24 protein-coding genes are annotated in these 23,879 nt (G+C 62.3%); 17 read left to right on the top strand and 7 right to left on the bottom strand.

Features of this window, described 5'->3' with window-relative positions; all coding sequences use genetic code 11:
* Positions 1-6: 6 nt before the first annotated feature.
* A complete protein-coding gene (locus tag GM658_RS02925; RefSeq protein ID WP_155452527.1) occupies positions 7-795 on the bottom strand; it encodes a CPBP family intramembrane glutamic endopeptidase in 789 nt (262 codons plus the stop codon).
* Between the two features lie 75 nt (positions 796-870).
* On the opposite strand from GM658_RS02925, the gene GM658_RS02920 reads away from it, so the two are divergent.
* The 12 genes from GM658_RS02920 to GM658_RS02865 all read left to right on the top strand — a co-directional run bounded on the left by GM658_RS02920 (position 871) and on the right by GM658_RS02865 (position 13,257).
* Entirely contained in the window at positions 871-1,683 is an 813-nt protein-coding gene (locus tag GM658_RS02920; RefSeq protein WP_155452526.1) for an endonuclease/exonuclease/phosphatase family protein, read from the top strand.
* Positions 1,684-1,686: 3 nt separating this feature from the next.
* The gene (gene clsB, locus GM658_RS02915; RefSeq protein WP_155452525.1) at positions 1,687-2,850 is read left to right on the top strand and encodes a cardiolipin synthase ClsB; all 1,164 of its coding nucleotides are present in this window, start codon (positions 1,687-1,689) and stop codon (positions 2,848-2,850) included.
* Complete coding sequence (locus tag GM658_RS02910; RefSeq protein WP_155452524.1) at positions 2,847-3,227, top strand: RNA-binding S4 domain-containing protein; 381 nt, start codon at positions 2,847-2,849, stop codon at positions 3,225-3,227. The genes clsB and GM658_RS02910 overlap by 4 nt, the downstream gene beginning before the upstream one ends.
* A gap of 270 nt (positions 3,228-3,497) precedes the next feature.
* Positions 3,498-4,088 (top strand): TetR/AcrR family transcriptional regulator, encoded by a 591-nt coding sequence (locus GM658_RS02905; RefSeq protein ID WP_155452523.1) that lies wholly within the window; start codon positions 3,498-3,500, stop codon positions 4,086-4,088.
* A gap of 59 nt (positions 4,089-4,147) precedes the next feature.
* Entirely contained in the window at positions 4,148-5,938 is a 1,791-nt protein-coding gene (locus GM658_RS02900) for an acyl-CoA dehydrogenase C-terminal domain-containing protein (RefSeq protein ID WP_155452522.1), read from the top strand.
* 13 nt (positions 5,939-5,951) lie between these two features.
* Positions 5,952-8,351, top strand: coding sequence for a 3-hydroxyacyl-CoA dehydrogenase/enoyl-CoA hydratase family protein (locus tag GM658_RS02895; protein ID WP_155452521.1), 2,400 nt, complete (start codon positions 5,952-5,954; stop codon positions 8,349-8,351).
* 6 nt (positions 8,352-8,357) lie between these two features.
* Complete coding sequence (locus GM658_RS02890) at positions 8,358-8,855, top strand: PaaI family thioesterase (RefSeq protein WP_267874949.1); 498 nt, start codon at positions 8,358-8,360, stop codon at positions 8,853-8,855.
* 27 nt (positions 8,856-8,882) lie between these two features.
* Positions 8,883-10,079 carry an acetyl-CoA C-acyltransferase gene (locus GM658_RS02885; RefSeq protein ID WP_155452520.1) on the top strand — a complete coding sequence of 399 codons (1,197 nt, stop codon included), beginning with the start codon at positions 8,883-8,885 and terminating at the stop codon, positions 10,077-10,079.
* Positions 10,080-10,215: 136 nt separating this feature from the next.
* Positions 10,216-10,992 (top strand): enoyl-CoA hydratase, encoded by a 777-nt coding sequence (locus GM658_RS02880; protein WP_155452519.1) that lies wholly within the window; start codon positions 10,216-10,218, stop codon positions 10,990-10,992.
* Positions 10,993-11,000: 8 nt separating this feature from the next.
* On the top strand, positions 11,001-11,873 hold the full coding sequence (locus tag GM658_RS02875) for a CPBP family intramembrane glutamic endopeptidase (protein ID WP_155452518.1): 873 nt from the start codon (positions 11,001-11,003) through the stop codon (positions 11,871-11,873).
* A 65-nt stretch (positions 11,874-11,938) separates the two neighbouring features.
* Complete coding sequence (locus tag GM658_RS02870) at positions 11,939-12,388, top strand: hypothetical protein (RefSeq protein ID WP_229416735.1); 450 nt, start codon at positions 11,939-11,941, stop codon at positions 12,386-12,388.
* A complete protein-coding gene (locus GM658_RS02865) occupies positions 12,355-13,257 on the top strand; it encodes a DUF2145 domain-containing protein (protein WP_155452517.1) in 903 nt (300 codons plus the stop codon). The genes GM658_RS02870 and GM658_RS02865 overlap by 34 nt, the downstream gene beginning before the upstream one ends.
* On the opposite strand, the gene GM658_RS02860 is transcribed toward GM658_RS02865, so the two are convergent.
* Both GM658_RS02860 and GM658_RS02855 read right to left on the bottom strand, forming a co-directional pair.
* Positions 13,254-13,892, bottom strand: a complete 639-nt coding sequence (locus GM658_RS02860; protein ID WP_155452516.1) for a hydrolase — start codon at positions 13,890-13,892, stop codon at positions 13,254-13,256. The two genes, GM658_RS02865 and GM658_RS02860, sit on opposite strands and share 4 nt — an antisense overlap.
* A gap of 85 nt (positions 13,893-13,977) precedes the next feature.
* Positions 13,978-14,847 carry a pirin family protein gene (locus GM658_RS02855; RefSeq protein WP_155452515.1) on the bottom strand — a complete coding sequence of 290 codons (870 nt, stop codon included), beginning with the start codon at positions 14,845-14,847 and terminating at the stop codon, positions 13,978-13,980.
* Positions 14,848-15,067: 220 nt separating this feature from the next.
* Here GM658_RS02855 and GM658_RS02850 point away from each other — a divergent pair, with 220 nt between their 5' ends.
* The 3 genes from GM658_RS02850 to GM658_RS29490 are packed head-to-tail and all read left to right on the top strand — an operon-like array spanning position 15,068 to position 17,661.
* Positions 15,068-17,101, top strand: a complete 2,034-nt coding sequence (locus GM658_RS02850; protein ID WP_170298645.1) for a putative bifunctional diguanylate cyclase/phosphodiesterase — start codon at positions 15,068-15,070, stop codon at positions 17,099-17,101.
* A 57-nt stretch (positions 17,102-17,158) separates the two neighbouring features.
* Positions 17,159-17,536, top strand: coding sequence for a PH domain-containing protein (locus tag GM658_RS02845; protein ID WP_170298644.1), 378 nt, complete (start codon positions 17,159-17,161; stop codon positions 17,534-17,536).
* On the top strand, positions 17,533-17,661 hold the full coding sequence (locus tag GM658_RS29490; RefSeq protein WP_267874948.1) for a hypothetical protein: 129 nt from the start codon (positions 17,533-17,535) through the stop codon (positions 17,659-17,661). Before GM658_RS02845 ends, GM658_RS29490 begins: the two co-directional genes overlap by 4 nt.
* 6 nt (positions 17,662-17,667) lie before the next feature.
* Here the strand turns inward: GM658_RS29490 and GM658_RS02840 are convergent, their stop codons facing one another.
* Entirely contained in the window at positions 17,668-18,420 is a 753-nt protein-coding gene (locus GM658_RS02840) for a substrate-binding periplasmic protein (RefSeq protein ID WP_155452513.1), read from the bottom strand.
* 206 nt (positions 18,421-18,626) lie between these two features.
* Here GM658_RS02840 and GM658_RS02835 point away from each other — a divergent pair, with 206 nt between their 5' ends.
* Together GM658_RS02835 and pnuC are read left to right on the top strand one after the other, a co-directional pair.
* Positions 18,627-20,120: a tetratricopeptide repeat protein gene (locus GM658_RS02835; protein WP_155452512.1), complete on the top strand. Its 1,494-nt coding sequence runs from the start codon at positions 18,627-18,629 to the stop codon at positions 20,118-20,120.
* A 43-nt stretch (positions 20,121-20,163) separates the two neighbouring features.
* Entirely contained in the window at positions 20,164-20,727 is a 564-nt protein-coding gene (gene pnuC / locus GM658_RS02830; RefSeq protein ID WP_211841804.1) for a nicotinamide riboside transporter PnuC, read from the top strand.
* Here pnuC and GM658_RS02825 read toward each other — a convergent pair.
* Genes GM658_RS02825 through GM658_RS02815 form a run of 3 tightly spaced genes read right to left on the bottom strand, consistent with a single transcriptional unit; the run spans position 20,724 to position 23,866 of the window.
* A complete protein-coding gene (locus tag GM658_RS02825) occupies positions 20,724-22,811 on the bottom strand; it encodes a TonB-dependent receptor plug domain-containing protein (protein ID WP_155452510.1) in 2,088 nt (695 codons plus the stop codon). The genes pnuC and GM658_RS02825 overlap by 4 nt on opposite strands.
* Before the next feature lie 10 nt (positions 22,812-22,821).
* Positions 22,822-23,535: an SIMPL domain-containing protein gene (locus tag GM658_RS02820; protein WP_155452509.1), complete on the bottom strand. Its 714-nt coding sequence runs from the start codon at positions 23,533-23,535 to the stop codon at positions 22,822-22,824.
* Between the two features lie 4 nt (positions 23,536-23,539).
* Positions 23,540-23,866: an energy transducer TonB gene (locus tag GM658_RS02815; protein ID WP_155452508.1), complete on the bottom strand. Its 327-nt coding sequence runs from the start codon at positions 23,864-23,866 to the stop codon at positions 23,540-23,542.
* Positions 23,867-23,879: the final 13 nt, after the last annotated feature.

Here is a 23,879-nt window from a genome sequence, read left to right as displayed (position 1 = left end):
CGAGCCTCACCGTGCAGGCGTCGCCAGGAAACGGCGCAGTGCGTAGCAGGCGGGCAGTGCTGGCAGTGCGACCAGGATCCAGGTCGCTACGCCGGGCACAGAGGCGCTGGCCGCACCGCTATCGGGCCAGAAGGTGATGCCGGTGTTCACGGCGGCGTGCAAGGCGATGCAAGGGATCAGGGAGCGGGTACGCTCATAGAGCCAGCCCGCTACGATGCCGAAACAAGTCGCGCCAACGAACTGGTACATATTGCCGTGGGCGAAGCCGAACACGACCGCCGAGCCAATGATGGCGTAGCGCCGCTCGTATTGCTGCAGGAAACTGCGCAAGACGATCCCACGGAACAGCATTTCCTCGACCACGGGCGCCAGCACGCATGCAGCAACGATCTGCGGCAAGCGCATTTCGCCCATGAGGTTGAATTCTTCCTGCAAGCTCGCATTCATGGGGAAAACGGTCTGCAGCAAGTCTTCCACCCCACCCATGACCAGCAGGTAGAGTGGCGTGGCCAGCAGCACCAGCGGAACCACCAGGGTGACGGTCGCCGCCGAGGCCGAAGGCGAGGCGTTGAACAGTTCACGGTAGCCCAGGTTCTTCCATTGGAGCAGGGCGGTGAAAATGATGCCGTTTGTCAGTACCGTAGCAATGGTACCCAGGCTGTAGAGATCGTCCATTCCCAGCCAATGGCGGGCATCGTACAGGGCATATGCCATCAGGTAGCCAAGGGCCCAGACGCATAGCACCAGGAAGAAAGCCTCCGGGGCGGAAGGGAAGGTTGTGTGTCGCTCATTCATGAGGCATGACTATAATGCAATTCGAGACACTTTTGACACCCAGCAAGCCGGGCAGTTGGGGTTAGAATCAAATTCATGAAGATTCGTGTCGCTACATACAACATCCACAAGGGCGTGTCGTACCGCAGCCACCCCCGGGTGCATGCCTTGCGCCAAGCGATTGAGGCTTTTCATGCCGACCTGGTTTTCCTGCAGGAAGTGCAGGGCCAGCACGACCGGATAGAGGCGCGCTACGGCGAGGAAAGCCAGGGTCACCGTCATTGGCCGAAGAAAGCCCAGCATGAATTCTTTGCCGGCGAATCGCACCAGTCCGTGTACGGGTTGAATGCGCAGTACGACCATGGCCACCACGGCAATGCGCTGCTCAGCAAATATCCGATTGCGCGCTGGACCAATACCGACATCTCGGACCATGCCTATGAATCGCGCGGCATCCTGCATTCGGTGGTGGAAACGGAAGGCAAGCTGGTGCACTGTTACGTGATTCACCTGGGCCTGTTCGAACGCAGCCGCGTGCGGCAGGCCGATATGCTGATCGAGGCGGTGCGCGAGTCGGCGCCGAACGGCGAGCCGGTCATCATCGCCGGCGATTTCAACGACTGGCGCAACACGCTGACGGACCGACTGCAGAGCGCACTCGGGGTGCGCGAAGTGTTTGACGAGGTCAAGCATGGCAATCCGGTGGGCGACCTGGTGCGTACCCTGGCGCGGCGCAAGCATGCCCAGCGCCCGGCACGCACCTTCCCGGCAGCCTTGCCATTTTTCAGGTTGGACCGCATCTACGTGCGGGGCTTCAAGGTAGAATCCGCGGAAGTCCTGCATGGCCCGCTGTGGGCCAAGCTGTCGGATCATGCGCCCATCGTGGCGAACCTGAAACTGGTCTCCTGACACATGCGTCACGTCGATTTTTTAGCCGATAACGAAGTCAAGCTCCTACACTGCGGCACCGATTATTTCCCGGCGCTGGTCGAGGCGATCGAGGCCGCGCAAGCCGAGATTTATTTCGAGACCTATATCTTTGCCGAGGACGAGACGGGCAAGCATGTCATGGCCGCGCTGATCGCCGCCGCCAGGCGCGGCGTGACCGTGCGCATGATCACCGACTGGTTTGGCACCGGCCACAAGCCGGCCTACCGCCTGCATGCCGAGGCAACGGCGGCCGGCATCGAGCACCGCATCTTCAACCCCTGGTTCCGGCGCGGCGTGACCCGCACCCACCGCAAGATTTGCGTGGTGGATGCCGAGGTGGCATTTGTCGGCGGCATCAATATCAACGACGACCTGTTCTCTGACCGCGACCGCCGCATTACCCTGGCCGCCCCGCGCTGGGATTTTGCCGTGGCCGTGCGCGGCCCCCTGGTCGAGTCCATCCAGGCCGAGGCGGAAGCGCAGTGGACCCGCCTGGGCCATATGAACATCGTCAAGCGCATTACCCTGTTCAACGAAATGCGCAAGCTGAACAAGATTGCGCGCCAGAGCACGATGCAGGCCGGCTTTGTGGTGCGCGACAACCTGCGCAACCGGCGCACCATCCAGCGCGCCTACCTGCAGGCGCTGGGGCGGGCGAAGAAGAGCGTGCTGCTGGCCAATCCTTACTTCGCACCGGGCCGCAAGTTCCGCCGCGCGTTGGCGGCAACCGCCCAGCGCGGGGTGGAAGTGGTGCTGCTGATCGGCGTCGGCGAACTCTGGCTGCAGGACGCGGTGGCGCACTCCTTTTACGCCAAGCTGCTGCAAGCCGGGGTGAAGGTGGTGGAATACCACAAGACGCAATTGCACGCCAAGGTGGCGGTAATCGATGATGACTGGGCGACGGTCGGTTCGTCGAATGTGGACGGTCTGAGCCTGTTCCTCAACCAGGAAGCCAATGTCGTGATCAAGGACGCCGAATTTGCGCGTGCCTTGCGCCTGCAGATTGAGGCCGCCATTGCGGAAGGCCAGCCGATCCACGCCCAGGACTTTGAACACATCGGGCGCTTCCGGCGTATCGGTTATGAAGTCGCGTACTTCTTTTACCGCACGCTGATGCGCATTTTTGCAGTAGGGAAGTACACATGAGTGACGTCAGAATTGACAAATGGCTGTGGGCGGCGCGCTTCTTCAAGACGCGCCAGCTGGCCATTGATGCCATCGACAAAGGCAAGGTAAAGCTGTCGAGCGGAGAGCGCATCAAGCCATCGCGTAATGCAAAGCTGGGCGAGCGCCTGCATATCGACAATGGCGCGGACGAATGGGACGTGCTGGTGGTCGGGATTTCCGGTAAGCGGGAAGGAGCGCCGATTGCGCGCCTGCTGTATGAGGAAAGCGAGGAATCGCTGGCGCGCCGGGCCGCCTTGATCGAGCGCAAGAAACTGTTTCCCGAGCCCTTCGCCGACAACAAGGGCCGTCCCACCAAGCGCGACCGGCGCCAGTGGGAACGCGCCACCGACAATTGAAAAAGGGGACGTACCCCATTTTTCTACGGTCTTCTTCGCCTCCGGCGAACAAAAAAGGGGTACGTCCCCTTTTTTCATTTGTTGCGTCGCAACAATAGAGGTGCGCTTCTAGTCGTGCCGTTTGACTTTCGCCACACGCTGGATAATAGTACGAACGTTCGCAAAACTTTTCACCAGCGGCCGATCTGTTAGAGCGAGAATAAGGTTTTTCCTTCTTTCTGGATGGGTTCCAAAGTGAGCGGCGTTATTGTAAATACACCAACTAAATTCATGCGCAAAGGCGAAATGACCCGTGCGGCCATCCTTGATGTGGCCCTCGACCTGGCAAGCCGTGACGGCCTCGAAGGCCTCACGATCGGTTTGCTCGCCGATAAGATGAACATGAGTAAGTCCGGCGTATTCGCCCACTTCGGCTCGCGGGAAGATTTGCAGATTGAAGTTTTGAAGCTGTACCACCATCGTTTCGAGCAGGAAGTGTTCTATCCGGCGATGAAGGAGGCCCGTGGCCTGCCTCGCCTGCGCGCCATGTTTGCCAATTGGATCAAACGTGTGAGCGTGGAAATCGCCTCGGGCTGCATCTATATCAGCGGCGCCGTCGAATACGACGACCGTCCGGGCCCGATCCGCGAAGAGCTGCTGGCAATGGTCGGCGCATGGCAGGCAGCCTTGCTGCGTTGCGTGCGCCAGGCCATCGACAACGGCGACCTGCGGGCCGATACCGATGCTTCCCAGCTGGTGTACGAGATGTATGGCCTGATCCTGGCCCTGCACCATGAGGCGCGTTTCATGCGTGCCCCGGGCAGCGTGGACCGGGCCGGCACGGGCTTCAACCGACTGATCGAAGATTACCAACCGACTTAAGGCTGCATGCGTCGCAGCAGCCAATAAAAACACAACCTTTTAGCCTTCTGGAGAAAAAAATGGGTCAATACGTCGCGCCAATCCGTGATATGCAGTTCGTGCTGCATGAGCTGCTGAAAGTGGAAGAGAAGCTGAAAGAGCTGCCTGCCCACGCCGACACCGACGCGGACATCATCAACCAGGTGCTGGAAGAGGGCGCCAAGTTCACCTCCGAAGTGCTGTTCCCGCTGAACCACTCGGGCGACCGCGAAGGCTGCCACCACGATGCAGCGGCCAAGACCGTGACCACGCCAAAAGGCTTCAAGGAAGCCTATGCGCAGTACGTTGAAGGCGGCTGGGCCGCTCTGGCCTGCGATCCTGAATTCGGCGGCCAGGGCCTGCCTATCGTCCTGAACAACTCGTTCTACGAGATGCTGAACTCGGCCAACCAGGCATGGACCATGTACCCAGGCCTGTCGCACGGCGCCTACGAGTGCCTGCTGGCGCACGGCACCCCTGAACAGAAGTCGACCTACCTGCCTAAGCTGGTTTCCGGCGAATGGACCGGCACCATGTGCCTGACCGAGCCGCACTGCGGCACCGACCTGGGCATGCTGCGCTCGAAAGCCATCCCTAACGCCGACGGTTCCTGGAACATCACCGGCGCCAAGATCTTCATCTCGGCCGGCGAACACGATATGTCCGAAAACATCCTGCACCTGGTGCTGGCGCGCGTGCCGGACGCTCCTGAAGGTTCGAAGGGCATCTCCCTGTTCCTGGTGCCTAAGTTCATCCCTAACGCCGACGGTTCGATCGGCGAGCGCAATCCGATCTTCTGCGGCGCGATCGAAGAGAAGATGGGCATCCACGGCAACTCGACCTGCCAGATGAACCTGGACGGCGCCAAGGGCTGGATCATCGGCCAGCCGAACAAGGGCCTGAACGCGATGTTCGTGTTCATGAACGCCGCCCGCCTGGGCGTGGGCGTGCAGTCCCTGGGCCTGACCGAAGTGGCTTACCAGAACGCGCTGGTGTACGCAAAAGACCGCCTGCAAATGCGCTCCCTGTCCGGCGTGAAGAACCCGGACGGTCCTGCTGACCCGATCATCGTGCACCCGGACGTGCGCCGCATGCTGCTGACCGGTAAAGCCTACGCTGAAGGCGCGCGTGCTTTCGCTTCCTACGTGGCGCTGCAGATCGACCGCGAACTGCACCACCCGGACGAAGAAGTGCGCAAGGAAGCCGGCGACGAAGTGGCCCTGCTGACTCCGATCATCAAGGCCTTCATCACCGACAACGCATGGATCGCTACTTCCGATGCGATGCAGGTGTACGGCGGCCACGGCTACATCTCCGAGTGGGGTATGGAGCAGTACGTGCGCGACGCGCGTATCAACCTGATTTACGAAGGCACCAACACCGTGCAGTCGCTGGACCTGCTGGGCCGTAAGATCCTGATGGACAACGGCGCCAAGCTGCGCAAGTTCGGCGAGAAAGTGCGCGCCTTCGTGGAAGAAAACGGCACCGACGAAGCGATGTCCGAATTCATCACTCCGCTGGGCGACCTGGGCGAGAAGCTGACCAAGCTGACCATGGAAATCGGCATGAAAGCCTTCCAGAACCAGGACGAAGTGGGCGCCGCCGCTGTGCCTTACCTGCGCGTAGCGGGCCACCTGGTGTACTCCTACTTCTTCGCACAAATGGCGAAGATCGCCCTGGAAAAAGAAGCGTCGGGCGACAAGTTCTACACCTCGAAGCTGGCAACCATCCGCTTCTACTTCGGCCGCCTGTACCCAGAAACCGCAACCCTGATCCGCCAGGCGCGTTCCGGCGCTGCCAACCTGATGGCCCTGGATGCTGACCTGTTCTAATTAAAGGAAAAACATGAGCAACTTCAACGTGAAAAAAGTAGCGGTGCTGGGCGCCGGCGTGATGGGCGCGCAGATTGCTGCCCACTGCGTCAACGCCAAGGTACCAGTCGTTCTGTTCGACCTGCCGGGCAAAGAAGGCACGCCTAAAAACGGCATCGTCCTGAAAGCCATCGAGAACCTGAAGAAGCTGTCGCCTGCGCCGTTCGGCGACAAGGCTGACGCGGAACTGATCCAGGTCGCCAACTACGAAGACAACCTGGACTTGCTGGCCGGCTGCGACCTGATCATCGAAGCCATCGCCGAGCGCATGGACTGGAAGCACGACCTGTACAAGAAGGTCGCTCCGCACATCGCCCAGAACGCGATCTTCGCATCGAACACCTCCGGCCTGTCGATCAACAAACTGGCTGAAGGCTTCGACGACGAACTGAAGGCGCGCTTCTGCGGCGTGCACTTCTTCAACCCGCCACGCTACATGCACCTGGTGGAACTGATCCCGACCACCTCCACCAAGCCGGAGATCCTGGACCAGCTGGAAACCTTCATGACCTCGACCCTGGGCAAGGGCGTGGTACGTGCCAAGGACACCCCGAACTTCATCGCCAACCGCGTTGGCGTGTTCGGCATCCTGGCCATCATTCACGAAGCCGAGAAGTTCGGCCTGTCCGTCGACGTGGTGGACGACCTGACCGGCGCCAAGCTGGGCCGCGCCAAGTCCGGTACCTTCCGTACCGCCGACGTGGTTGGCCTGGACACCATGGGCCACGTGATCAAGACCATGGAAGACAACCTGCCGAACGATCCGTTCGCAGCGCTGTACAAGACGCCAGCCGTGCTGTCCGGCCTGGTCGCCAAGGGCGCCCTGGGCCAGAAATCCGGCGCCGGCTTCTACAAGAAGGTCGGCAAGGACATCATGCGCCTGGACGCAGCGACCGGTGAATACGTCGCCGGCGGCAAGAAGGCAGACGACATCATCGCCCGCATCCTGAAAGAAAAGGATCCGGTCAAGAAGATGAAGGCGCTGCGCGATTCGACCAACCCGCAAGGCCAGTTCCTGTGGGCGATCTTCCGCGACGCTTTCCACTACATCGCGATCCACCTGGAATCGATCGCCGACAACGCACGCGACATCGACTTCGCCATGCGCTGGGGCTTCGGCTGGAACGTTGGTCCGTTCGAAACCTGGCAAGCAGCCGGCTGGGGCCAGGTTGCACAGTGGGTCAAGGAAGACATCGAAGCAGGCAAGGCGCTGTGCAATGCACCGCTGCCAGCGTGGGTCTTCGAAGGCAAAGTGGGCGAGCAGGGCGTGCATACCCCTGATGGCTCGTTCTCGCCGGCGACCAAGTCCTACACCCCGCGTTCCGACCTGGCTGTGTACAAGCGCCAGGAATTCCGCGCTCCTGTAGTGGGCGGCGGCGGCGCCGATCCTAAGACTGCCGGCGTGACCGTGCACGAAGACGAATCCGTACGCCTGTGGCACACCGGCGACGACGTCCTGATCCTGTCGCTGAAGACCAAGATGCACGTGATCGGCAAAGGCGTGATCGGCGGCATCCAGCGCGGCCTGGCCGAAGCTGAAAAGAACTTCAAGGGCCTGGTGATCTGGAACACCGACGCAGCCGAAGGCGGCGCCTTCTCGGCCGGCGCCGACCTGCAGGAAGCCCTGCCAGCCTTCATGGCCGGCGGCGCGAAAGCAGTCGACCCGATCATCAAGGAACTGCAAGACACCTTCATGTCGATGAAGTATTCCAACGTGCCAGTGGTGGCGGCTGTTGCCGGCATCGCCCTGGGCGGCGGCTGCGAAATGGCGCTGCACGCATCCAAGCGCGTAGCGGCCCTGGAATCCTACATCGGCCTGGTGGAAGTGGGCGTTGGCCTGATCCCTGGCGGCGGCGGCCTGAAAGAAGCGGCGGTACGTGCTGCCCGCGAAGCCAAAGGCAACGACATCCTGCAATTCCTGAAGACCGGCTTTACCAACGCTGCAACCGCGAACGTTTCGAAGTCCGCGCTGGAAGCGAAGGCCATGGGCTACCTGAAGGAAGACGACATCATCGTGTTCAACGCCTACGAACTGCTGCACGTGGCGAAGACCACTGCACGTGCGATGGCTGACGCAGGCTACCGCGCTCCGATCCAGCGCCCAGTGCCGGTAACCGGCCGTTACGGCTGGGGCACCATCCGCGGCCAGCTGGTCAATATGCGCGATGGCGGCTTCATCTCCGCGCACGACTACAAGCTGGGCGACATGATCGCCGAGATCGTGTCCGGCGGCGACATCGACCAGGGCAGCGTGGTGAGCGAGCAGTGGCTGCTGGATATGGAACGCAAGGCCTTCCTGGAATTGCTGAACCATCCTAAGTCGCAAGAGCGCATCATGGGCATGCTGCAGACCGGTAAGCCGGTACGCAACTAAGAGCAAATGTCCATCCTGTCGCTGGCCTTCAAACTTTTACTTCGAGTGAAACCTGGCATGGTCTATGAGCAAATCAAAAAGCACATGACGGAGTCGCTGCCGTTCGTGCGCCTGCTCGGCATCCGTATCGACAGCATCGGCGCTGGTACGGCCGAAGTGTCGATGCCGGACGACGGCAAGCTGCACAACCACCTCGGCACGCCGCATGCAGGTGCGATCTTCACGCTGGCCGAAACGGCGTCCGGCGCGGCCATGGCAGGCGGCTTCGCCGACCTGATCATGGACATGCGCCCGGTCGCCAAGGAGTCGCGCATCCAGTACCAGAAAGTAGCCAAGGGCGCGACGCGCGCCTCCGGCAAGGTACCGGGCGACCTGGCCGCGATCCGCGCACAGCTGAAGGATGAAGGAAAAGTAGCGTTCCCGGTCAACGTCGACATCTTCGACGAACACGGCACGCTGGCAGCACAAGTACAGGTGGACTGGTACCTCTCCGCCAAACGCTAACGAACACAGATACTGGAAAGCTTAAAAATGAGCAAACAACTCCAAGACGCATACATCGTCGCCGCTACCCGCACCCCGATCGGTAAAGCACCGCGCGGCATGTTCAGCAAGACCCGCCCGGACGACCTGCTGGTCGCCGCCATCAAGGGCGCCATGGCTGCCGTGCCTAACCTGGATCCTGCACTGATCGTCGACGCCATCGTCGGCTGCTCCTTCCCGGAAGCAGAGCAGGGCTTCAACATCGCCCGTAATTCCGTGGTGCTGGCGGGCCTGCCGAACACCGTGGGCGGCGTGACCATCAACCGTTACTGCGCTTCGGGCATCACCGCCCTGGCCATGGCGGCGGACCGCATCCGCGTTGGCGAAGCCGACGTGATGATCGCCGGCGGCGTGGAATCGATGTCGATGGTGCCGATGATGGGCCACCACCCATCGATCAATATGGACACCTTCAAGGACGAGAACGTGGGCCTGGCCTACGGCATGGGCCTGACCGCCGAGAAAGTGGCGCAGCAGTGGAAGATCTCCCGCGAAGACCAGGACGCATTCGGCCTGGAATCGCACCGCAAGGCGATCGCCGCCCAGCAAGCCGGCTTCTTCAAGGACGAGACCACCCCGGTCGAAATCATCACCCGCACTCCTGACCTGCGCACCGGCGAGATCAAGGTTGTCAAGCGCACCGTGGATACCGACGAAGGCGCGCGCGCCGACGCCTCCATGGAAGGCATGGCCAAGCTGAAGCCAGTGTTCGCCGCCAAGGGCACCGTGACCGCCGCGACCTCCTCGCAGATGTCCGACGGCGCCGGCGCGCTGATCGTGGTCTCCGAAAAGATCCTGAAGGAACACAACCTGACCCCGCTGGCCAAGTTCTCTTCGTTCGCCGTGCGCGGCGTGCCACCGGAAATCATGGGCATCGGTCCTAAGGTCGCCATCCCAGCCGCTTGCGCCGCTGCCGGCATCACCCAGGACCAGTTGGACTGGATCGAGCTGAACGAAGCGTTCGCCGCCCAGGCCCTGGCCGTGATCCGCGACCTGAACCTGGACACCAGCAAAGTGAACCCGATGGGCGGCGCAATCGCCCTGGGCCACCCACTGGGCGCAACCGGCGCGATCCGCGCTGCGACCGTCGTGCACGCACTGCGCCGCAACCAGCTGAAGTACGGCATGGTCACGATGTGCGTGGGCGCCGGCATGGGCGCAGCAGGCATCATCGAGCGCGTATAATCCACGCGCAACGACGTAGCCAGGAAGGCGGGTCACAAGCCCGCCTTTTTTACATCCACAGTCCTGTGAGCAGCAGGTGTCAGACCCTGCGGGTCTGACACTGGTTTACCGGTTTAAAGAACGGAGACAAAGAACAATGGCAATCCTGACCAGCAAAGCCAACGGCATCCTGACCATCGAATTCGACCGCCTCGACCGCAAAAATGCGATCACCTCCGCCATGTACCAGACCATGGCCGACACCATCAACGCCGCCGAAAGCGACGCCGAAGTGCGTGCCATCCTGATCACCGGCAAGCCAGAGATTTTCACCGCCGGCAACGACCTGGTCGACTTCGCAACCACCACCGCCGCCAACGACGGTGTCGCGTTCTCGGACCGTCCGGTAATCAAGTTCATGAAAGCCCTGTTCGCCAGCACCAAGCCGGTGGTAGCGGCGGTGAACGGCGCCGCGATCGGCATCGGCACCACCATGCTGATGCACTGCGACCTGGTGTACGCCGCCGACAACGCCAAATTCTCGGTGCCATTCGCGGCGCTGGGCCTGTGCCCGGAATTTGGCTCCAGCATGCTGCTGCCTGCCAACGGCGGCCACGCCCGTGCGGCGGAAAAACTGATGCTGGGCGAAGCGTTCAGCGCACAGGAAGCCTACGACATGGGCCTGATTTCCAAGCTGCTGCCGGCCGACCAGGTACTGGCGCACGCGCAGGCGCAAGCGGCCAAGCTGGTCGCGCTGCCGGCCGAATCGATCCGCCAGACCAAGCGCCTGATGAAGGCCGGCCGCGAAGCGCTGAAAGCCCACATCGATGTGGAAAGCGCGCAGTTCGGCGCCATGCTGAGCGGCGCTGAGGCCAAGGAAGCCTTTACTGCCTTCTTCGAAAAACGCAAACCTGACTTCTCCAAGTTCGCGTGACCGGGGCAATGCAAGCGATATCCGCGCTGGCTTGCCTGCCGTTTGGCTTTCTTGGCCTTTCGATCGCGACCGCCGGTCTGGCGGCGGCACCGCACATTCAACGGCCACCATCCCTGCGCCACCTCTGGCTGGTCCTGCTCGGACTCGCGGTCAGTGCCGGCTTGGCCGCAGGCGTGGTTCACCCGAGCGCCGGAGCCAGCATTGCCGCCTTGCTGGCGTTCGCATGGCTTGCGACCAGTCACGGCAACGCCGTCGTGCGAGCGTGCTTCACGGTATTAGCGCTGCTGCTGGCATTTGGGCTCGCACTGCACGCCGTACCAGGATTTGACAATCCGCTGTTGCTGAAGGATGTCCGGCTATCTCCCGATTCAGCCCCGTACACCATGTACGCGAATTTTGACAAAGGCGTGGCAGGACTTGTGCTGCTGGTGTTCTTCTGCCGGCGCGCCAGCACCTGGCGGGATTTTGCCTCCGCGTGGCGATCGCAAGCGCCATTGTCAGCAGCGCTCGTCTGCGGAGTGTTAGGCGCAGGCTGGGCGATTGGATTGGTTCATCCCGATTTCAAGCTGTCGCCATTCCTGCCAATGTTCGCCGTTGTCAACCTGCTGTTTGTCTGCGTGGCGGAGGAGGCCTTCTTCCGCGGCGTGATCCAGGGCCAGCTCGCGCGCTTCGGCGAAACCATGGCGGCCACTGTCTCCGGCCTGCTGTTCGGGGCGGCGCACCTGGGCGGCGGCTGGCAGTTTGCCGCGCTCGCCAGCCTGGCGGGACTGGGCTACGCGCTGCTGTATTCAAGGACGCGGCGCATCGAGATCCCGATCGCCACCCACTTCCTGCTTAACCTCGCGCATTTCATTGTGTTCACCTATCCGCGTTCCGCTTGAAAAGGCGTGGGTCGCGCACTGCACCGCGTATAATCCTCGCGACGTTTTTAACCGGAGATCCATTAATGTCTATGCAATACCTGCGCCGCGCCGCTGCGCTGACCGCGCTGGCTGCCGCCATCGCCAGCCCTGCCCACGCCGGCAGCTCCGCCTCCTCCGCCTCGAGCGCTGGTTCCGATATCTCGGGCAGCGTGTCTGATTCGATCACCGGCTCCAGCAAGAGCTCCAGCGGCGACGACAAGAAAGTGGCTGCGGGCCAGTACCGCGTGATCGATGTGGCTGAAGCTCCGGGCAAGCCAGGTTCGACCCGCCTGAAGCTGCAAGGCCAGGGCAATGAATTCTTCCTCGATCTGCCGAAAGCTGCACTGGCCGATCGCGCACTTCAAGCGGGCTCGCTGGTCCAGGTGAATGAGCGTGCCTACGGCTACGAGTTTGCCTACGCCGACACCCGCCAGGCCTTCTTCCTGGCCCTGGACGACGCATGGCAACGCGAACTGCGCTCGCACGCCATCTGATCGCCGCTTGCCTGGCGCTGGGCGTGAATGCCGCAGCGCAGGCTGGTGGAATGATATTCTGCGACCGTCCCGCCAAAGTGACGGCGACGGCGCAGGACCACGTGCTGCGTTTCAGCGCAGTCGTGAAAGAAGAACTGGACCGCTCAGGCGCGACTGCCGCTGTTGTATCGCGCGCCGGCCTTGACCTGGCGCGTTTTGGCCTGCGTTATTCGCACGCTGGCCTCGCACTCAAATCCAATCCCAACAGCCCCTGGTCCGTGCGCCAGCTTTACTACGCATGCGACGAAGCACGCCCGCGCATCTTTGATCAGGGCATGGCTGGATTCGTGCTCGGCGCGGAACAGCCGACGGAAGGCCACCTGTCGCTGGTCATGCTGCCGCAAGAAAAAGGCGACGCGCTGCAGGCGGCTGCGCTGGATGCGCAAACCCCGCTGGCGCTGCTGGCCGGCGAATACAGCGCCAATGCGTATGCATACAGCACGCGCTACCAGAACTGCAACCAGTGGCTGGTGGAGCTGATCGCCAGTGCCTGGGGCGCGGCAACTTCAAAACGTGAAGAAGCACAGCGCTGGCTGCGCGAGCATGACTACGAAGCGGAGCCGGTCAACGTTGGCGCCGCCCTGGTGCTGGCCGCACACTTTGTGCCGCTGGTCCACGTGCTGGACCATCCGGATGAAGACCTGAGCGCGCGTACCATGCGGGTCAGCCTGCCAGATTCAATTGAACATTTTGTCCAACGTGAAGCGCCGCAGGCGCGGCGCGTCGAGCTTTGCTACAACACCAGCCACATCGTGATCCGGCGCGGCTGGCAGCCCTTGGGCGCAGGCTGCGAGGCGCAGCCTGGCGATGAGGTCATAGGCTTCGATTAAGTACGGTCGTAGCTGAACTGCAGGCCGGCGGTGCCGCCGGTTTCGATGAACAGGTTCATGAAGGCTGGCACGGTATCCCTGCGCTGCCAGTCGCGCTGCAGTTCGCAAAACAGCTGTGCCACGCTGATCATCTTGCCGCCCGCCTGCTCGATGCGGCGCAGCGCCATTTCGTGGGCGGTCACCGAAGTGCCGCCGACGGCGTCAGCCACGACATAGACTTCATAGCCTTCGCGCAGTGCGTCCAGGGCCGGGAAGGTCAGGCAGGCCTCGGTCCACAGCGCGGTCATGATCAGCTTTTTGCGGCCGGTGGCTTCCACGGCCTTGCGGAATTCCACGTCTTCCCAGGAGTTGATGCTGGTGCGGTCGTAGGTCGGGAATTCGCCCAGCACTTTGTTAATCTGACCGATTGGCGGCTTGTTCAGGCCAGTTTTCACGTTCACGGTGGAGTGCACGATCGGCAGGCCGTAAGCCACGGCAGCCTTGCAGGTACCCACGATGTTATTGACCAGCAGCTGGCGGTCCATCGATGCGATGGAGTTCACTTGCACCGGCTGGTAGTCGATGATAACGAATGCCGAGTTTTGAGGGGTGAGCAAGTCGTCCTTCTTCGGATCACGAATAGCTTCGCTTGTCATGGCGGTCTCCTTTGGGTGGGTTAAGCAATTGGATTGAAAACGTAAGCGTCTGGCGCCGCTCGTTGTTTGGCATGGCCTGCTCGGTTCAGTTCCCTGGAATCTTGCCGAATTTGCCGCCGGTGAAATCGCGGAAGGCTTGCTCGATCTCGGCATCCGAGTTCATGACGAAGGGGCCGTGCCCGACAATGGGTTCGTCGATCGGCAGGCCGCTTAACAAGAGCACGACTGCGTCGCTGCTGGCTTCGACCGTCAGGTCCTGGTCGGTGCGGCTGAGGACCACCAGTTCCGCCTCTTGGGCTGCGGTGTTTTCGTTGACCATCACGGCGCCGTGGAGGACGGTGACTGCCGTGTTCCAGCCATCCGCGGCCGGCAAGCGGACCGGTACGCCGGCCTTCAGCTGCAGGTCCCAGACGTTCATGGGGGTGAAAGTGCGGGCGGGACCTTGATGTCCTTCATAGTTCCCCGCGATCACGCGCAGGGCGCCCGCGCCGTCCGGCAGGCCGATGCGGGGAATGGTTTTGCTGTCGATATGCTGGTAGCCGGGGGCCGACATCTTGTCCTTGGCTGGCAGGTTGACCCACAGCTGGACCATGTCCAATATGCCGCCCGCGCGGGTGAACGCCTCGGAGTGGAATTCTTCGTGCAGGATGCCGGAGGCCGCCGTCATCCACTGCACGTCGCCGTCGGTGATCACCCCGCCCTGGCCGGTCGAATCCCGGTGCGCCACCTCGCCTCTGTAGACAATGGTCACCGTTTCGAAGCCCCGGTGCGGGTGCTGCCCGACGCCGCGCACTGCCTCGGCCGGCTCGAACTTCATCGGTCCGGCGCGGTCCAGCAGCAGGAAGGGGCTGAGCTCCGGCCCCATGTCGTGGTAGGAGAACAGCGAGCGGACCGGGAAACCATTGCCGACCCAGTGCTGGCGCGGGGCGCTGTAAACACCGATAACGTTCTTCATGATGCGCTCCTGGACTGGCAAGGGACAACTGCCAGATCAGTATGTGCCATGAATGGCATCTTCGATAGGCGCAAATTCTGTCGACTGCGTTCTCCCAGGAGAACAATGGGCGGCGCCTTAGCAATGTAATAAAATAGCCGGGTTTGCCTAAAAGTAACTCGATGACCCTATGGATACGCCCCTTGCTTCGCTCTACCTGATCTCCGTAGGCGCGCTAGCAATGTCTGCATTTCAGGCCGCACTGTTGGCGCGCAACAGCACTTATGTGCGGGCGTGCTGGACTTTTGCCGTCATCTGCCTGACGTTTGCCTGCTTCCAGTACGCGAATGTGCACCAGCAGGTGGCGCCGGACCTGGAGCATGCAATCCGGGCCCATAAATGGGTCAACTTCTTCTCGCTGCTGCTGGTGCCGCAGACCTGCTACCTGATTGCCTTGCTGGACACGCGCAAGGCCGCATTAAGAATCAGCTACGGCATCTCCGTGGTTTCCGCCTTGCTGGTGCTTGACAACTATGTTGCGCCATACGGCTACCGCTTTTCCGAGCTGGCGGTGGATGCCCCTGTCGAACTGGCGTGGGGCGAGCGTGCTTTCCTGCTCTTTGGCGACACCACCAAGGCGTATGCGGTGAACCGCCTGCTGTCGCTGGGGACGGCGGTGCTGGCAGTCTTCTTCTGTGCCCGCGCCTGGCGCCAGCGGGCGCGTTTCTCGAACGTCCTGGTATGGATCTCGGTGGGGCTTGTCGCAGGGACGGCGGCGCTGGGCGGTGCGGCCGATACCGGCATGCTGCGCGTACCGTATTTGAGCGGCTTCGGCTTCCTGTTCCTGGCGGCGTCCTTCCTGCTGCTGGTGCGGCGCGAGGCGACGCAGCGCCTGACTGAAAAGATCCGCATCAGCGCGGCGCTGGAGCGCGAAGTGGAGAGCCACAAGCAATCCAGCCAGCGTTTCGAACGCGCCCTGACCAATGATGCGCTGACGCGATTGCCCAACCGCGAAGGAGCGCTGGACAAACTGCGCGCCATGTTCGCCTGGAGCGAATCGAGCCTGACCCGCACTGCAGTGCTGCTGCTGGACCTGGACCGGCTGGCGATCATCAACGGAACGCGCGGCTACGAAGCCGGCAATCAGGTGCTGATCGAAGTTGCACAACGCCTGCGCGAGCACTGCGGCAAGCGCCGCCTGGTGGCGCGCCTTGGCAGTGCGCGTTTCGTCGTTGGCATTGCGGGCCATAAGACCCTGGCCGGCATCGAGCGCGAAGTGGAGGGCGTGCTGGAAGCGATCAAGCCGCCGTTCACGGTGGCGGGCACAGTATTGAACATGACATTCAGCGCCGGCGTGGCGATCTATCCGGACCACGCCAATTCGCCGGAAGACTTGCTGGCATCGGCGGGCCTGGCCCTGCACGAGGCACGCGACCTGGGGCCAGGCAACCTGCGCATGTTCCATCCATCGCTGCAGCAGTCGCTGAGCGAACGCATCGGCCTTGAGAATGAGCTGAAGGAAGCGTTGGTCAACGGCGAATTCTTCCTGCATTACCAGCCGCAGGTCTGCGCGGTCACGGAACGGGTGCTGGGCATGGAGGCGCTGGTGCGCTGGCAGCACCCGGAACTGGGCCTGGTCATGCCGGACAAATTCATTCCGCTGGCCGAATCGACGGGCGCCATCGCGGCGATCGGTTCCTGGGTGCTGGAAACCGCCTGCAAGCAGCTGCAGGACTGGCGCGCGCTGGGCTTTGGCGACGTGCGGATGGCGGTCAACCTGTCGGCGCAACAGCTGCTGCTAAGCGACCTTGGCGAAAGCGTGCAGGCGGCACTGAAGCGGGCCGGGTTGATGGGTGCGGACCTGGAACTTGAAATCACCGAGTCGGTGCTGATGCAAGACCCGCAACGCTCCATCGAGAAACTGGAAGAGTTGCGCAGCCTCGGCGTGCGGCTGTCGATTGACGATTTCGGTACCGGCTACTCCTCGCTGGGCTACCTGAAAATGCTGCCGGTCCATTCCTTCAAGCTCGATCGCAGCTTTGTGCGCGATATCGGCACTTCCGAAAAAGACCTCGAAATCTGCGCCACCGCCGTCGGCCTGGCGCGCAACCTTGGGCTGGAAATCGTGGCGGAAGGCGTGGAAGATTCGGAGCAGGCGGCGCAACTGCGTCAATTGGGATGCAACTTCCTGCAGGGTTACTACTTCGCCCGCCCGCTGGCGGCCTACGCGGCGACCAACTACCTGATGGAAGAGCGGGAAAGCGCCGCTGCCTGACCGGAAATGCGCGCTTCGTGATAGATTCCGGTGAAACGACTACGACCGGGAGCTGAAGTGGGAATCATCGATGGCATGCTGGGTAACGCCTCCAAGATCGACGTGGCGGACCTGCGCGAAGACTTCGCCAAGGTACTGGCGCCCAATGAGCGCGTCGAACATGCTTACCAGCTGATCCGCGATTACCTGGTATTCACCGACAAGCGCCTGGTAGTGGTGAATATCCAGGGCGTCACCGGCAGCAAAAAGGAGTATCACTCCATCCCCTACAGGAGCGTGACGCATTTCAGCATCGAGACCGGTGGCACGCTGGACCTCGACGCGGAACTGAAGATCTGGATTTCCAGCACTGCCGAACCGTTCACGCAAAAATTCAACAAGCGCCTGAGCATTTACGAAGTGCAGGCCGTACTGGCAAGCTACGTCTTGAAATGAAACGCTTCGGCCTTGTCCTGGTGCTGGCCGCAATCGCCTTCTTCATCTGGGGCGATCCCGCCGGATCGCTGCAACGGGTCGGCATGTGGTCCTGCCAGTGGCTGCACGTGGCCAAGGGGTGCTAGCGCCGCTTAGTTGACACCATAGCGCGCGCGGATGGCCGGCAGCGCGCCGTTCTGTTCGAGCTGGGTGATGGCCTGGTTGATGCGCGCCAGCTGCGCCTGGGTTGTGCTGGCGGCATTCAGCATCAGGTGCACCGGCGCACGATAGGGAATGTAGGGCAGCTGCACGATCTTGACATTCTGCTGGCGCGCCACATGCCGCAGGGCGTTGGCATCGCCCATGATCAGGTCGGCCCGACCTGCTTCCAGCATCTTGATGCCTTGCTCGAAAGTGCTGAAGGTACTGCGCCGGCCTTCGGCATTCAGCATTGGCAGGGCGCGCTCGTAATCGTCGCCGTAAAAGCCCAGGCGCGGCGCCAGCAGGCTGGCGTGCTGGGCCGCCATGGACTGGAAACTGTCGATACGGCGCAGTTTGTCCAGCTTCTCCGGCACGGTGAACAGGCCGACGGTCTCTTGCCGGTACGGCAGGCTGAAGCGGGCAAAGCCGCGCCGCTCCTCGGTGGCGGAGGCGGCCATCAGCAAGTCGAGTTTTCCTTGCTGAAACAATACATTGCGCCGCGCAATGGGCATTTCCTTTTCCAGCTGCAAGCTGCAGCCGGCATGGCTCAGTATGGCCTGCAGCAGTTCAAAATCGACGCCGCCCAGCACTGCCTTGTCATTATGATAAAAATATGGCGGCCACTCTTCGGGGGCGAGGCGCAAAGTGCAGGCGCCAGCTGGGCTGACAAGCTGTAGCAGGAGGGCAGTAAGCAACAGCCTCATGGCTGAGGGCATCCGAAAGTATCCACAGGGACAGTGTTTCAGATGGCCGCGTCGCTGTAAAGCAGAAAGCTTGTGAATGTGGTGCCGGTATATTTCCCGACCGCCGGCCCCGGTAGTGACGCCGCGAAGCGCCAGGTGCAAGCATTTTGCGGGCCGAATGTGACGGCGGTTTGACGCCTGTGTGACGGCTTGGTGTAATAGCGCCCATGACAGAAATCAATGCAATACTGAAACAAGCGGTGGCGCTGCACCAGCAGGGCGAACTGGGCCGCGCACAGGCGCTGTACGACGACGTCCTGCGCGCCGAGCCGCTGAATGTCGATGCCCTGCACTTGAGTGGGGTGCTGGCGCGCCAGCAGGGCGATCCTGAACGGGCGCTGGCCATGATCGATGGCGCCTTGTCCCTTGACGGCGGCCGCGCCAGGGTCCACTGCAATCGCGGCGTGGTGTTGCAGGACATGGGGCGTTACGACGAAGCCCTGGCCAGTTTCGAGCGCGCGCTGGCGCTGCAGCCCGATTACGCCATGGCGCTCAGCAACCGTGGCAACGCGCTGCGCCACCTGGGACATATCGACAAGGCGCTGGACAGCTATGATGCGGCGCTGCGCCTGTCGCCCGATTATGCGGAAGCGCTGTGCAACCGGGCCCTCGCGTTGCAATCGATCGCGCGCCACGAGGCGGCGCTGGACAGTTTTGGCGCGGCCCTGGCCGTGCGTCGTGCTTACCCGGAAGCGCTGCATGGCGCCGCAGTCTCTTTGCTGGCGCTGGGCAAGCCGGTCGATGCGCTGGAGGGCTTCGAGCGCGCGCTGCAGCTGCAGCCCGAATATGCGGAAGCCTGGTGCGCACGCGGCGCCTTGCTGTTGCGCTTGCAGGAGCTTGACGAGGCGCTGGCGAGTTTTCATGATGCGCTGACCGTGCGCCCCCGCTACGCGCGTGCCCAGCTTGGCATGGCGAACACGCTGCGCGCCATGGGCCGCAACGGGGAAGCGGTCGAAGCCTACAAGACCGCGCTGGATGTTGGCGCCGATGCCGCCACCGTCGGCTATATGCTGGCCATCATGGGCGCGCAGCAGGCGCCGGGCGCCTCGCCGTCGGCCTACGTGAAAGCGCTGTTCGACCAGTATGCCGGCAATTTCGACCACCACCTGGTCGACGTGCTGCGCTACCGCACGCCGACGCTCCTGGTCGAGGCGCTGCGCCGCCACCTGCCGCCGGGCGAACTCGATGTGCTGGATGCCGGTTGCGGCACTGGCCTGTGCGGGCCGCTGCTGCGTCCCATGGCCTGCCTGCTGGAGGGCGTCGACCTGTCGGCGCACATGCTGGACAAGGCGCGCGATACGGGCTTATACGACGGCCTGTATTGCGGCGAGATGGTGGGTTACTTGCGCACGCGCCCAGCCAGCAGCGACGTGATCGTGGCGGCCGACGTGTTCGTCTACGTGGGCGATCTGAAGCCGGTGTTTTCCGTAGCGCGGCTGGCGCTGCGCAGCGGCGGCGTCTTCGCCTTCTCGGTCGAGGAATACGAGGGCCCGGAAGACTTCATTTTGCGGACTTCCGGCCGCTACGCCCATTCGCGCACCGGCATCGAGTCGCTGGCGCGCAGCCACGGCTTCGCCATCCTTGAAATCGCCCCGAGCACGCTGCGCCAGGAAAGCGGCGAAGACATGCGGGGCCTGTTGGCCATCTTGTCCGGAGCTTGAATCTCACTATGCAAATGATCTTCTTCGACAAAGGCAAATGAGCATGGCCGAACCTTTGGAAATCGCCGCCAATGCGATCATGGCGGTCTCCATCTTCCTGGCTGGGCGCAATAACATCCATTCCTGGTGGACCGGCATTGCCGGCTGCTCGCTGTTCGCGGTGCTGTTCTATGGTTCGCAGCTGTATGCCGACGTGGCGCTGCAGCTGTTGTTCATCGCCACCTGCATCATCGGCTGGCGCCAGTGGCTGCGCGGCGACCATGGCCACTCGCTGCATATCCGCACCACACGTCCCGCAACGCTGCTGAAAATGGCGCTGGCCGGCGTATTTGCCACTGCTGGTTATGGGCTGATGCTGAAGCATTACACCAATGCGTATGCGCCCTTCATCGATTCGGCGGTGCTGATGTTCTCTGTTATCGCCCAGGTGCTGCTGATGGGGCGGCGCATCGAGAACTGGCCGGTATGGCTTCTAGTGAACACAGTCTCGGTGCCGCTGTACGCCAGCCGCGGCTTGTACCTGACGGCTGCGCTGTACGCGGCCTACTGGATCAACGCCATCGTCGCGTGGCGGCACTGGCGCCGCCAGCGCGAGGCGGGCGCTTAAAAACGGTGCTCGTAATTGAGGCGCAAGCTGGCGCGTCCAGGCGTTCGTTCCATGCTTTCAGAGCGACCGTCCGGAACATATACCTGGGTACCCTGAAGAATTGCCGGATGTGCGACGTTCAGCGCCGTTACGCGGATTTTGCTGGCGGCATCAATCTTGTAGCCGACATAGGCCTCCACCGAGCGCCGGACGCCGCTGTAGCTTGACTGCGCCGGCGTGATCCGGCTCCAGCCACCGGTGGACAGAGCAAGGTTGGCCCCTGCGCTCCATGGACCATGGACGTAATCTAGCATTAAGTTGCCCGTCCAAGGCGATTGCTGGCCCAAGCGGTTGTTTGGCCCCGGCGCATTGTCGATCGAGGAAAAATGCCGGCCGGCGCTGAACGAGAACTTTAAATCCTGGTGCGGAAATTTGAGTTCCATCTCCAGGCTGCGGCTGCGCGCCTTGCCGATATTATGCGGCGAGGACACCCAACGCACGCCGTCGAATTCCGTCATCGTCACAATCGCATCGTTGATGCGGCGCGCGCCGGCTGACAGCGACAGCAGTGCACCTTCGGCCCAATAGTAATCCCACGCCAGATCCAGGCCGTGCGAAATTTCCGGCCGCAGGTTCGGATTGCCGCTGTAATCGGGCGAGACCGGCGAGTTGTAATCGTTGGTGCCGCGCCGCGGCACAAATTCGTAAGCAGGGGGGAGCTTGTAGGTTCGCGCCAGGGCGGCCCGCAGCTGGCTCTTGCTCTCGCCTGGAATCTTCCACAGCGCTTGCAGCAAAGGACTGGTAACGCCGCTGTGGCTTGAGATGGGCGGGAAGTCAGAGCCGGCGGAATGGGCGATACCCGCCTCGCGCCGCACCCCGGCATAGACGGAGAGGTTGGGATTGACCTCCCATTCATCTTGCAGGAACGCGGAAAAAGTGGTCAGGCGCGAGTGGTATTCGCGGTCGAACGGAGCGCCTGCGTTGAGCGGCAGCGGCGGCTCGAATTGCAGTTCATGGTCGCCCTGGTTGGTGTAGCTGGTATCCCAGCCGGCGCTGGCGATGTGCCCAGTGGCCAGCGGCGTGCTGTATTTGCCTTTCCAGCTCACGCTTTTTCCGGTGGGGCCGGTGTCGTTGACACGATCAAGCGCAAGTTCTCCGCCGGCGGTGTAAGCGTGGCGCACGAAATGACGCAACGCCCTGGCGGCGGAAGCCTTCAGCGTGGTTTCAAACGCGCTGCCGTCATCCAGTTTGACGGACCAGCCTAAGTCGGTGCCGGCGGAACCCATGCGGTTTACGCGCGACTTCAGCATGCGGGCGAGAGGATTCTCCGGCCCGAACAGGCTTGCGATGCCGCCATCGCTGCTTGAGCGAATATCAATGTAGTTGGCGCGGAGGCTCCAGTCCAGCTTCCTGCCCGGAGCCAGTTGCAATGACATGCGGGCATTTGTGCTGGCGTTCCAGATGTGCTCGACCAGATCCTGGTTTTCGCGCTGCAGATACAGCGGGGCGCCATTTGCATCCCAGCTGCGCAAGTCGGTGTGGCTGCTCGCCTGCAGGCTGCCATGGTTGAGCGCTGCGCTGAAGGTGTACGACATGTCGCCTGCCTTGTCGGCCCGGGTGCCCGAGAGGCTGTCCATCGACCTGCTTGGCGCGCCGCCAAGGCTCGCGCGCCATTCGCTGGATGGCTTGCTGGCGGGCTTGCGCAGCACCACGTTGATGGTGCCGGCGATGGCGCGTGTACTGTATTCGGCTACGGCGGAGCGCACCACTTCGATCTTTTCGATCATCTCGGGAGAGAGGTTTTCCAGGGCGAAGCCGGGCGGCGGCGTGCTGCCGTCCACCAGTACTTGCGTGTAGCCGGCGCCGAGGCCGCGCATGCGCGGCACGTTGTCCACCACGCTTACGCCCGGCAGGCGTTTCAGTGCATCCAGCACGGTGGGATCGCCATACTTCAGCAATTCGTCGCGGGTGACGACGATGCGGGAGGCGGTATCTTGCTGGCGCAGTGTGTCGGCGCTGGCCTTTACCTGCACAATCGGCGGAGTTTCCTGGGCGTAGGCGCGTGCGCAGACCACCGCCGCACAGGCGATCAATCGAAGTTTCATGGGTTTGGAGTTACTTCAAGACGAAGATGGCATTCACGGTCTGTGAATAGGCGATCGAGTCCGGCACACTGAAGTTGCCGCTCTGCGGGGCGGTGCCGCGTGTTTCACGTCCTCGCTGCAATTCGAGGAAGGGCGCGCCGACTTGCGTCAGCGGACCAGGGGCGACGGCGACAACGCGGCCGAGCTTGCGGCCGAAGGCTTTGGCCAGCGAGCTGCCCTTGTTGCGTGCGTCGTCGGCCGCTGCGGCCATCAACTGGGCGTTGATGTCGTCGCCGTCGGTGCGGTCGAAGGTGGAACTGATGTTGGTAATGTGTTCTTTTTCCACCAGTTTGGAAACCAGGTCCGGCCACTGCGCCAGGTCGCGCACGCGGGCGTGGAACAGGCGGCCCATCGAATAGACCGCAGGCTTTTCGGCGTCGACGGGAACGGTTTTCTTTTCGATGTCATACGACTCGATGTCCGATTCCTGCACGCCGTGCTCGGCCAGCAGTTGCATGACACTGGCGCTCAGCTCCTGCAATTGGGCGGCGGCCGCCTGCGAGCTGCCGTCCTGGGCGCCGGCTTCGAACTTCACTTCGCCGATGTCGGGCCGCATCCACAGCTGCGCCTTGCCGCTGGTGCTGACGAAAGGATGCGAGGGCAGGGCGGTGCCCGCCGCCTGCGCGCTGCAGGCGGCGGATACGGCCCACAGCGCGAGCGCTGCAATGGTGGAGCTCAATTTCATGCCATTACTCCAGGGTCCACACGTATTGCAATGGCGCTTTGCCGGGACCGTTCTTGAAACGGCACTTGGCAATGCCAGTACGTGCTGCTTCGTCCAGGCCGGGATAGCCGGACGACTTGACGATCGCCGAGTCCTTGACGACGCCTTCCTTGTCGACGGTGAATTCGAGCCTCACGGTGCCGGTGTGCTGGGCCTTGAAATCTTCTGCCGGCCATTCAGGCTTGGCGCAGCTGCCAAAGTCCACCGTAAGTTGTCTTGGCTTGTCGGCGGCCATGGCGTGGCCGCAGATTGCGAGGGTGGCGAACAGCGCTGCCGTGTTCAGTTGTTTCATTGTTTCAGTCTCC

Origin of the sequence: Massilia eburnea (assembly GCF_009720745.1) — a bacterium.
GTDB classification, from domain to species: domain Bacteria; phylum Pseudomonadota; class Gammaproteobacteria; order Burkholderiales; family Burkholderiaceae_D; genus Rugamonas; species Rugamonas eburnea.
The sequence above is the reverse complement of the archived record's forward strand: the minus strand, read 5'-3'. Positions and strand labels throughout refer to the sequence as shown.

What these genes read in the sequence shown, in the direction of transcription:
- GM658_RS02875 (WP_155452518.1), top strand. Translation starts at nt 11,001, where the DNA reads ATGCAAGCGATATCCGCGCTGGCTTGCCTGCCGTTTGGCTTTCTTGGC.
- GM658_RS02820 (WP_155452509.1), bottom strand. Translation starts at nt 23,535, where the DNA reads ATGAAATTGAGCTCCACCATTGCAGCGCTCGCGCTGTGGGCCGTATCC.
- GM658_RS02895 (WP_155452521.1), top strand. Translation starts at nt 5,952, where the DNA reads ATGAGCAACTTCAACGTGAAAAAAGTAGCGGTGCTGGGCGCCGGCGTG.
- GM658_RS02825 (WP_155452510.1), bottom strand. Translation starts at nt 22,811, where the DNA reads ATGAAACTTCGATTGATCGCCTGTGCGGCGGTGGTCTGCGCACGCGCC.
- GM658_RS02840 (WP_155452513.1), bottom strand. Translation starts at nt 18,420, where the DNA reads ATGAGGCTGTTGCTTACTGCCCTCCTGCTACAGCTTGTCAGCCCAGCT.
- GM658_RS02885 (WP_155452520.1), top strand. Translation starts at nt 8,883, where the DNA reads ATGAGCAAACAACTCCAAGACGCATACATCGTCGCCGCTACCCGCACC.
- GM658_RS29490 (WP_267874948.1), top strand. Translation starts at nt 17,533, where the DNA reads ATGAAACGCTTCGGCCTTGTCCTGGTGCTGGCCGCAATCGCCTTCTTC.
- GM658_RS02890 (WP_267874949.1), top strand. Translation starts at nt 8,358, where the DNA reads ATGTCCATCCTGTCGCTGGCCTTCAAACTTTTACTTCGAGTGAAACCT.
- pnuC (WP_211841804.1), top strand. Translation starts at nt 20,164, where the DNA reads ATGGCCGAACCTTTGGAAATCGCCGCCAATGCGATCATGGCGGTCTCC.
- GM658_RS02850 (WP_170298645.1), top strand. Translation starts at nt 15,068, where the DNA reads ATGTCTGCATTTCAGGCCGCACTGTTGGCGCGCAACAGCACTTATGTG.
- GM658_RS02905 (WP_155452523.1), top strand. Translation starts at nt 3,498, where the DNA reads ATGCGCAAAGGCGAAATGACCCGTGCGGCCATCCTTGATGTGGCCCTC.
- GM658_RS02925 (WP_155452527.1), bottom strand. Translation starts at nt 795, where the DNA reads ATGAATGAGCGACACACAACCTTCCCTTCCGCCCCGGAGGCTTTCTTC.
- GM658_RS02815 (WP_155452508.1), bottom strand. Translation starts at nt 23,866, where the DNA reads ATGAAACAACTGAACACGGCAGCGCTGTTCGCCACCCTCGCAATCTGC.
- GM658_RS02870 (WP_229416735.1), top strand. Translation starts at nt 11,939, where the DNA reads ATGTCTATGCAATACCTGCGCCGCGCCGCTGCGCTGACCGCGCTGGCT.
- clsB (WP_155452525.1), top strand. Translation starts at nt 1,687, where the DNA reads ATGCGTCACGTCGATTTTTTAGCCGATAACGAAGTCAAGCTCCTACAC.
- GM658_RS02855 (WP_155452515.1), bottom strand. Translation starts at nt 14,847, where the DNA reads ATGAAGAACGTTATCGGTGTTTACAGCGCCCCGCGCCAGCACTGGGTC.
- GM658_RS02835 (WP_155452512.1), top strand. Translation starts at nt 18,627, where the DNA reads ATGACAGAAATCAATGCAATACTGAAACAAGCGGTGGCGCTGCACCAG.
- GM658_RS02860 (WP_155452516.1), bottom strand. Translation starts at nt 13,892, where the DNA reads ATGACAAGCGAAGCTATTCGTGATCCGAAGAAGGACGACTTGCTCACC.
- GM658_RS02920 (WP_155452526.1), top strand. Translation starts at nt 871, where the DNA reads ATGAAGATTCGTGTCGCTACATACAACATCCACAAGGGCGTGTCGTAC.
- GM658_RS02880 (WP_155452519.1), top strand. Translation starts at nt 10,216, where the DNA reads ATGGCAATCCTGACCAGCAAAGCCAACGGCATCCTGACCATCGAATTC.
- GM658_RS02865 (WP_155452517.1), top strand. Translation starts at nt 12,355, where the DNA reads ATGGCAACGCGAACTGCGCTCGCACGCCATCTGATCGCCGCTTGCCTG.
- GM658_RS02910 (WP_155452524.1), top strand. Translation starts at nt 2,847, where the DNA reads ATGAGTGACGTCAGAATTGACAAATGGCTGTGGGCGGCGCGCTTCTTC.
- GM658_RS02900 (WP_155452522.1), top strand. Translation starts at nt 4,148, where the DNA reads ATGGGTCAATACGTCGCGCCAATCCGTGATATGCAGTTCGTGCTGCAT.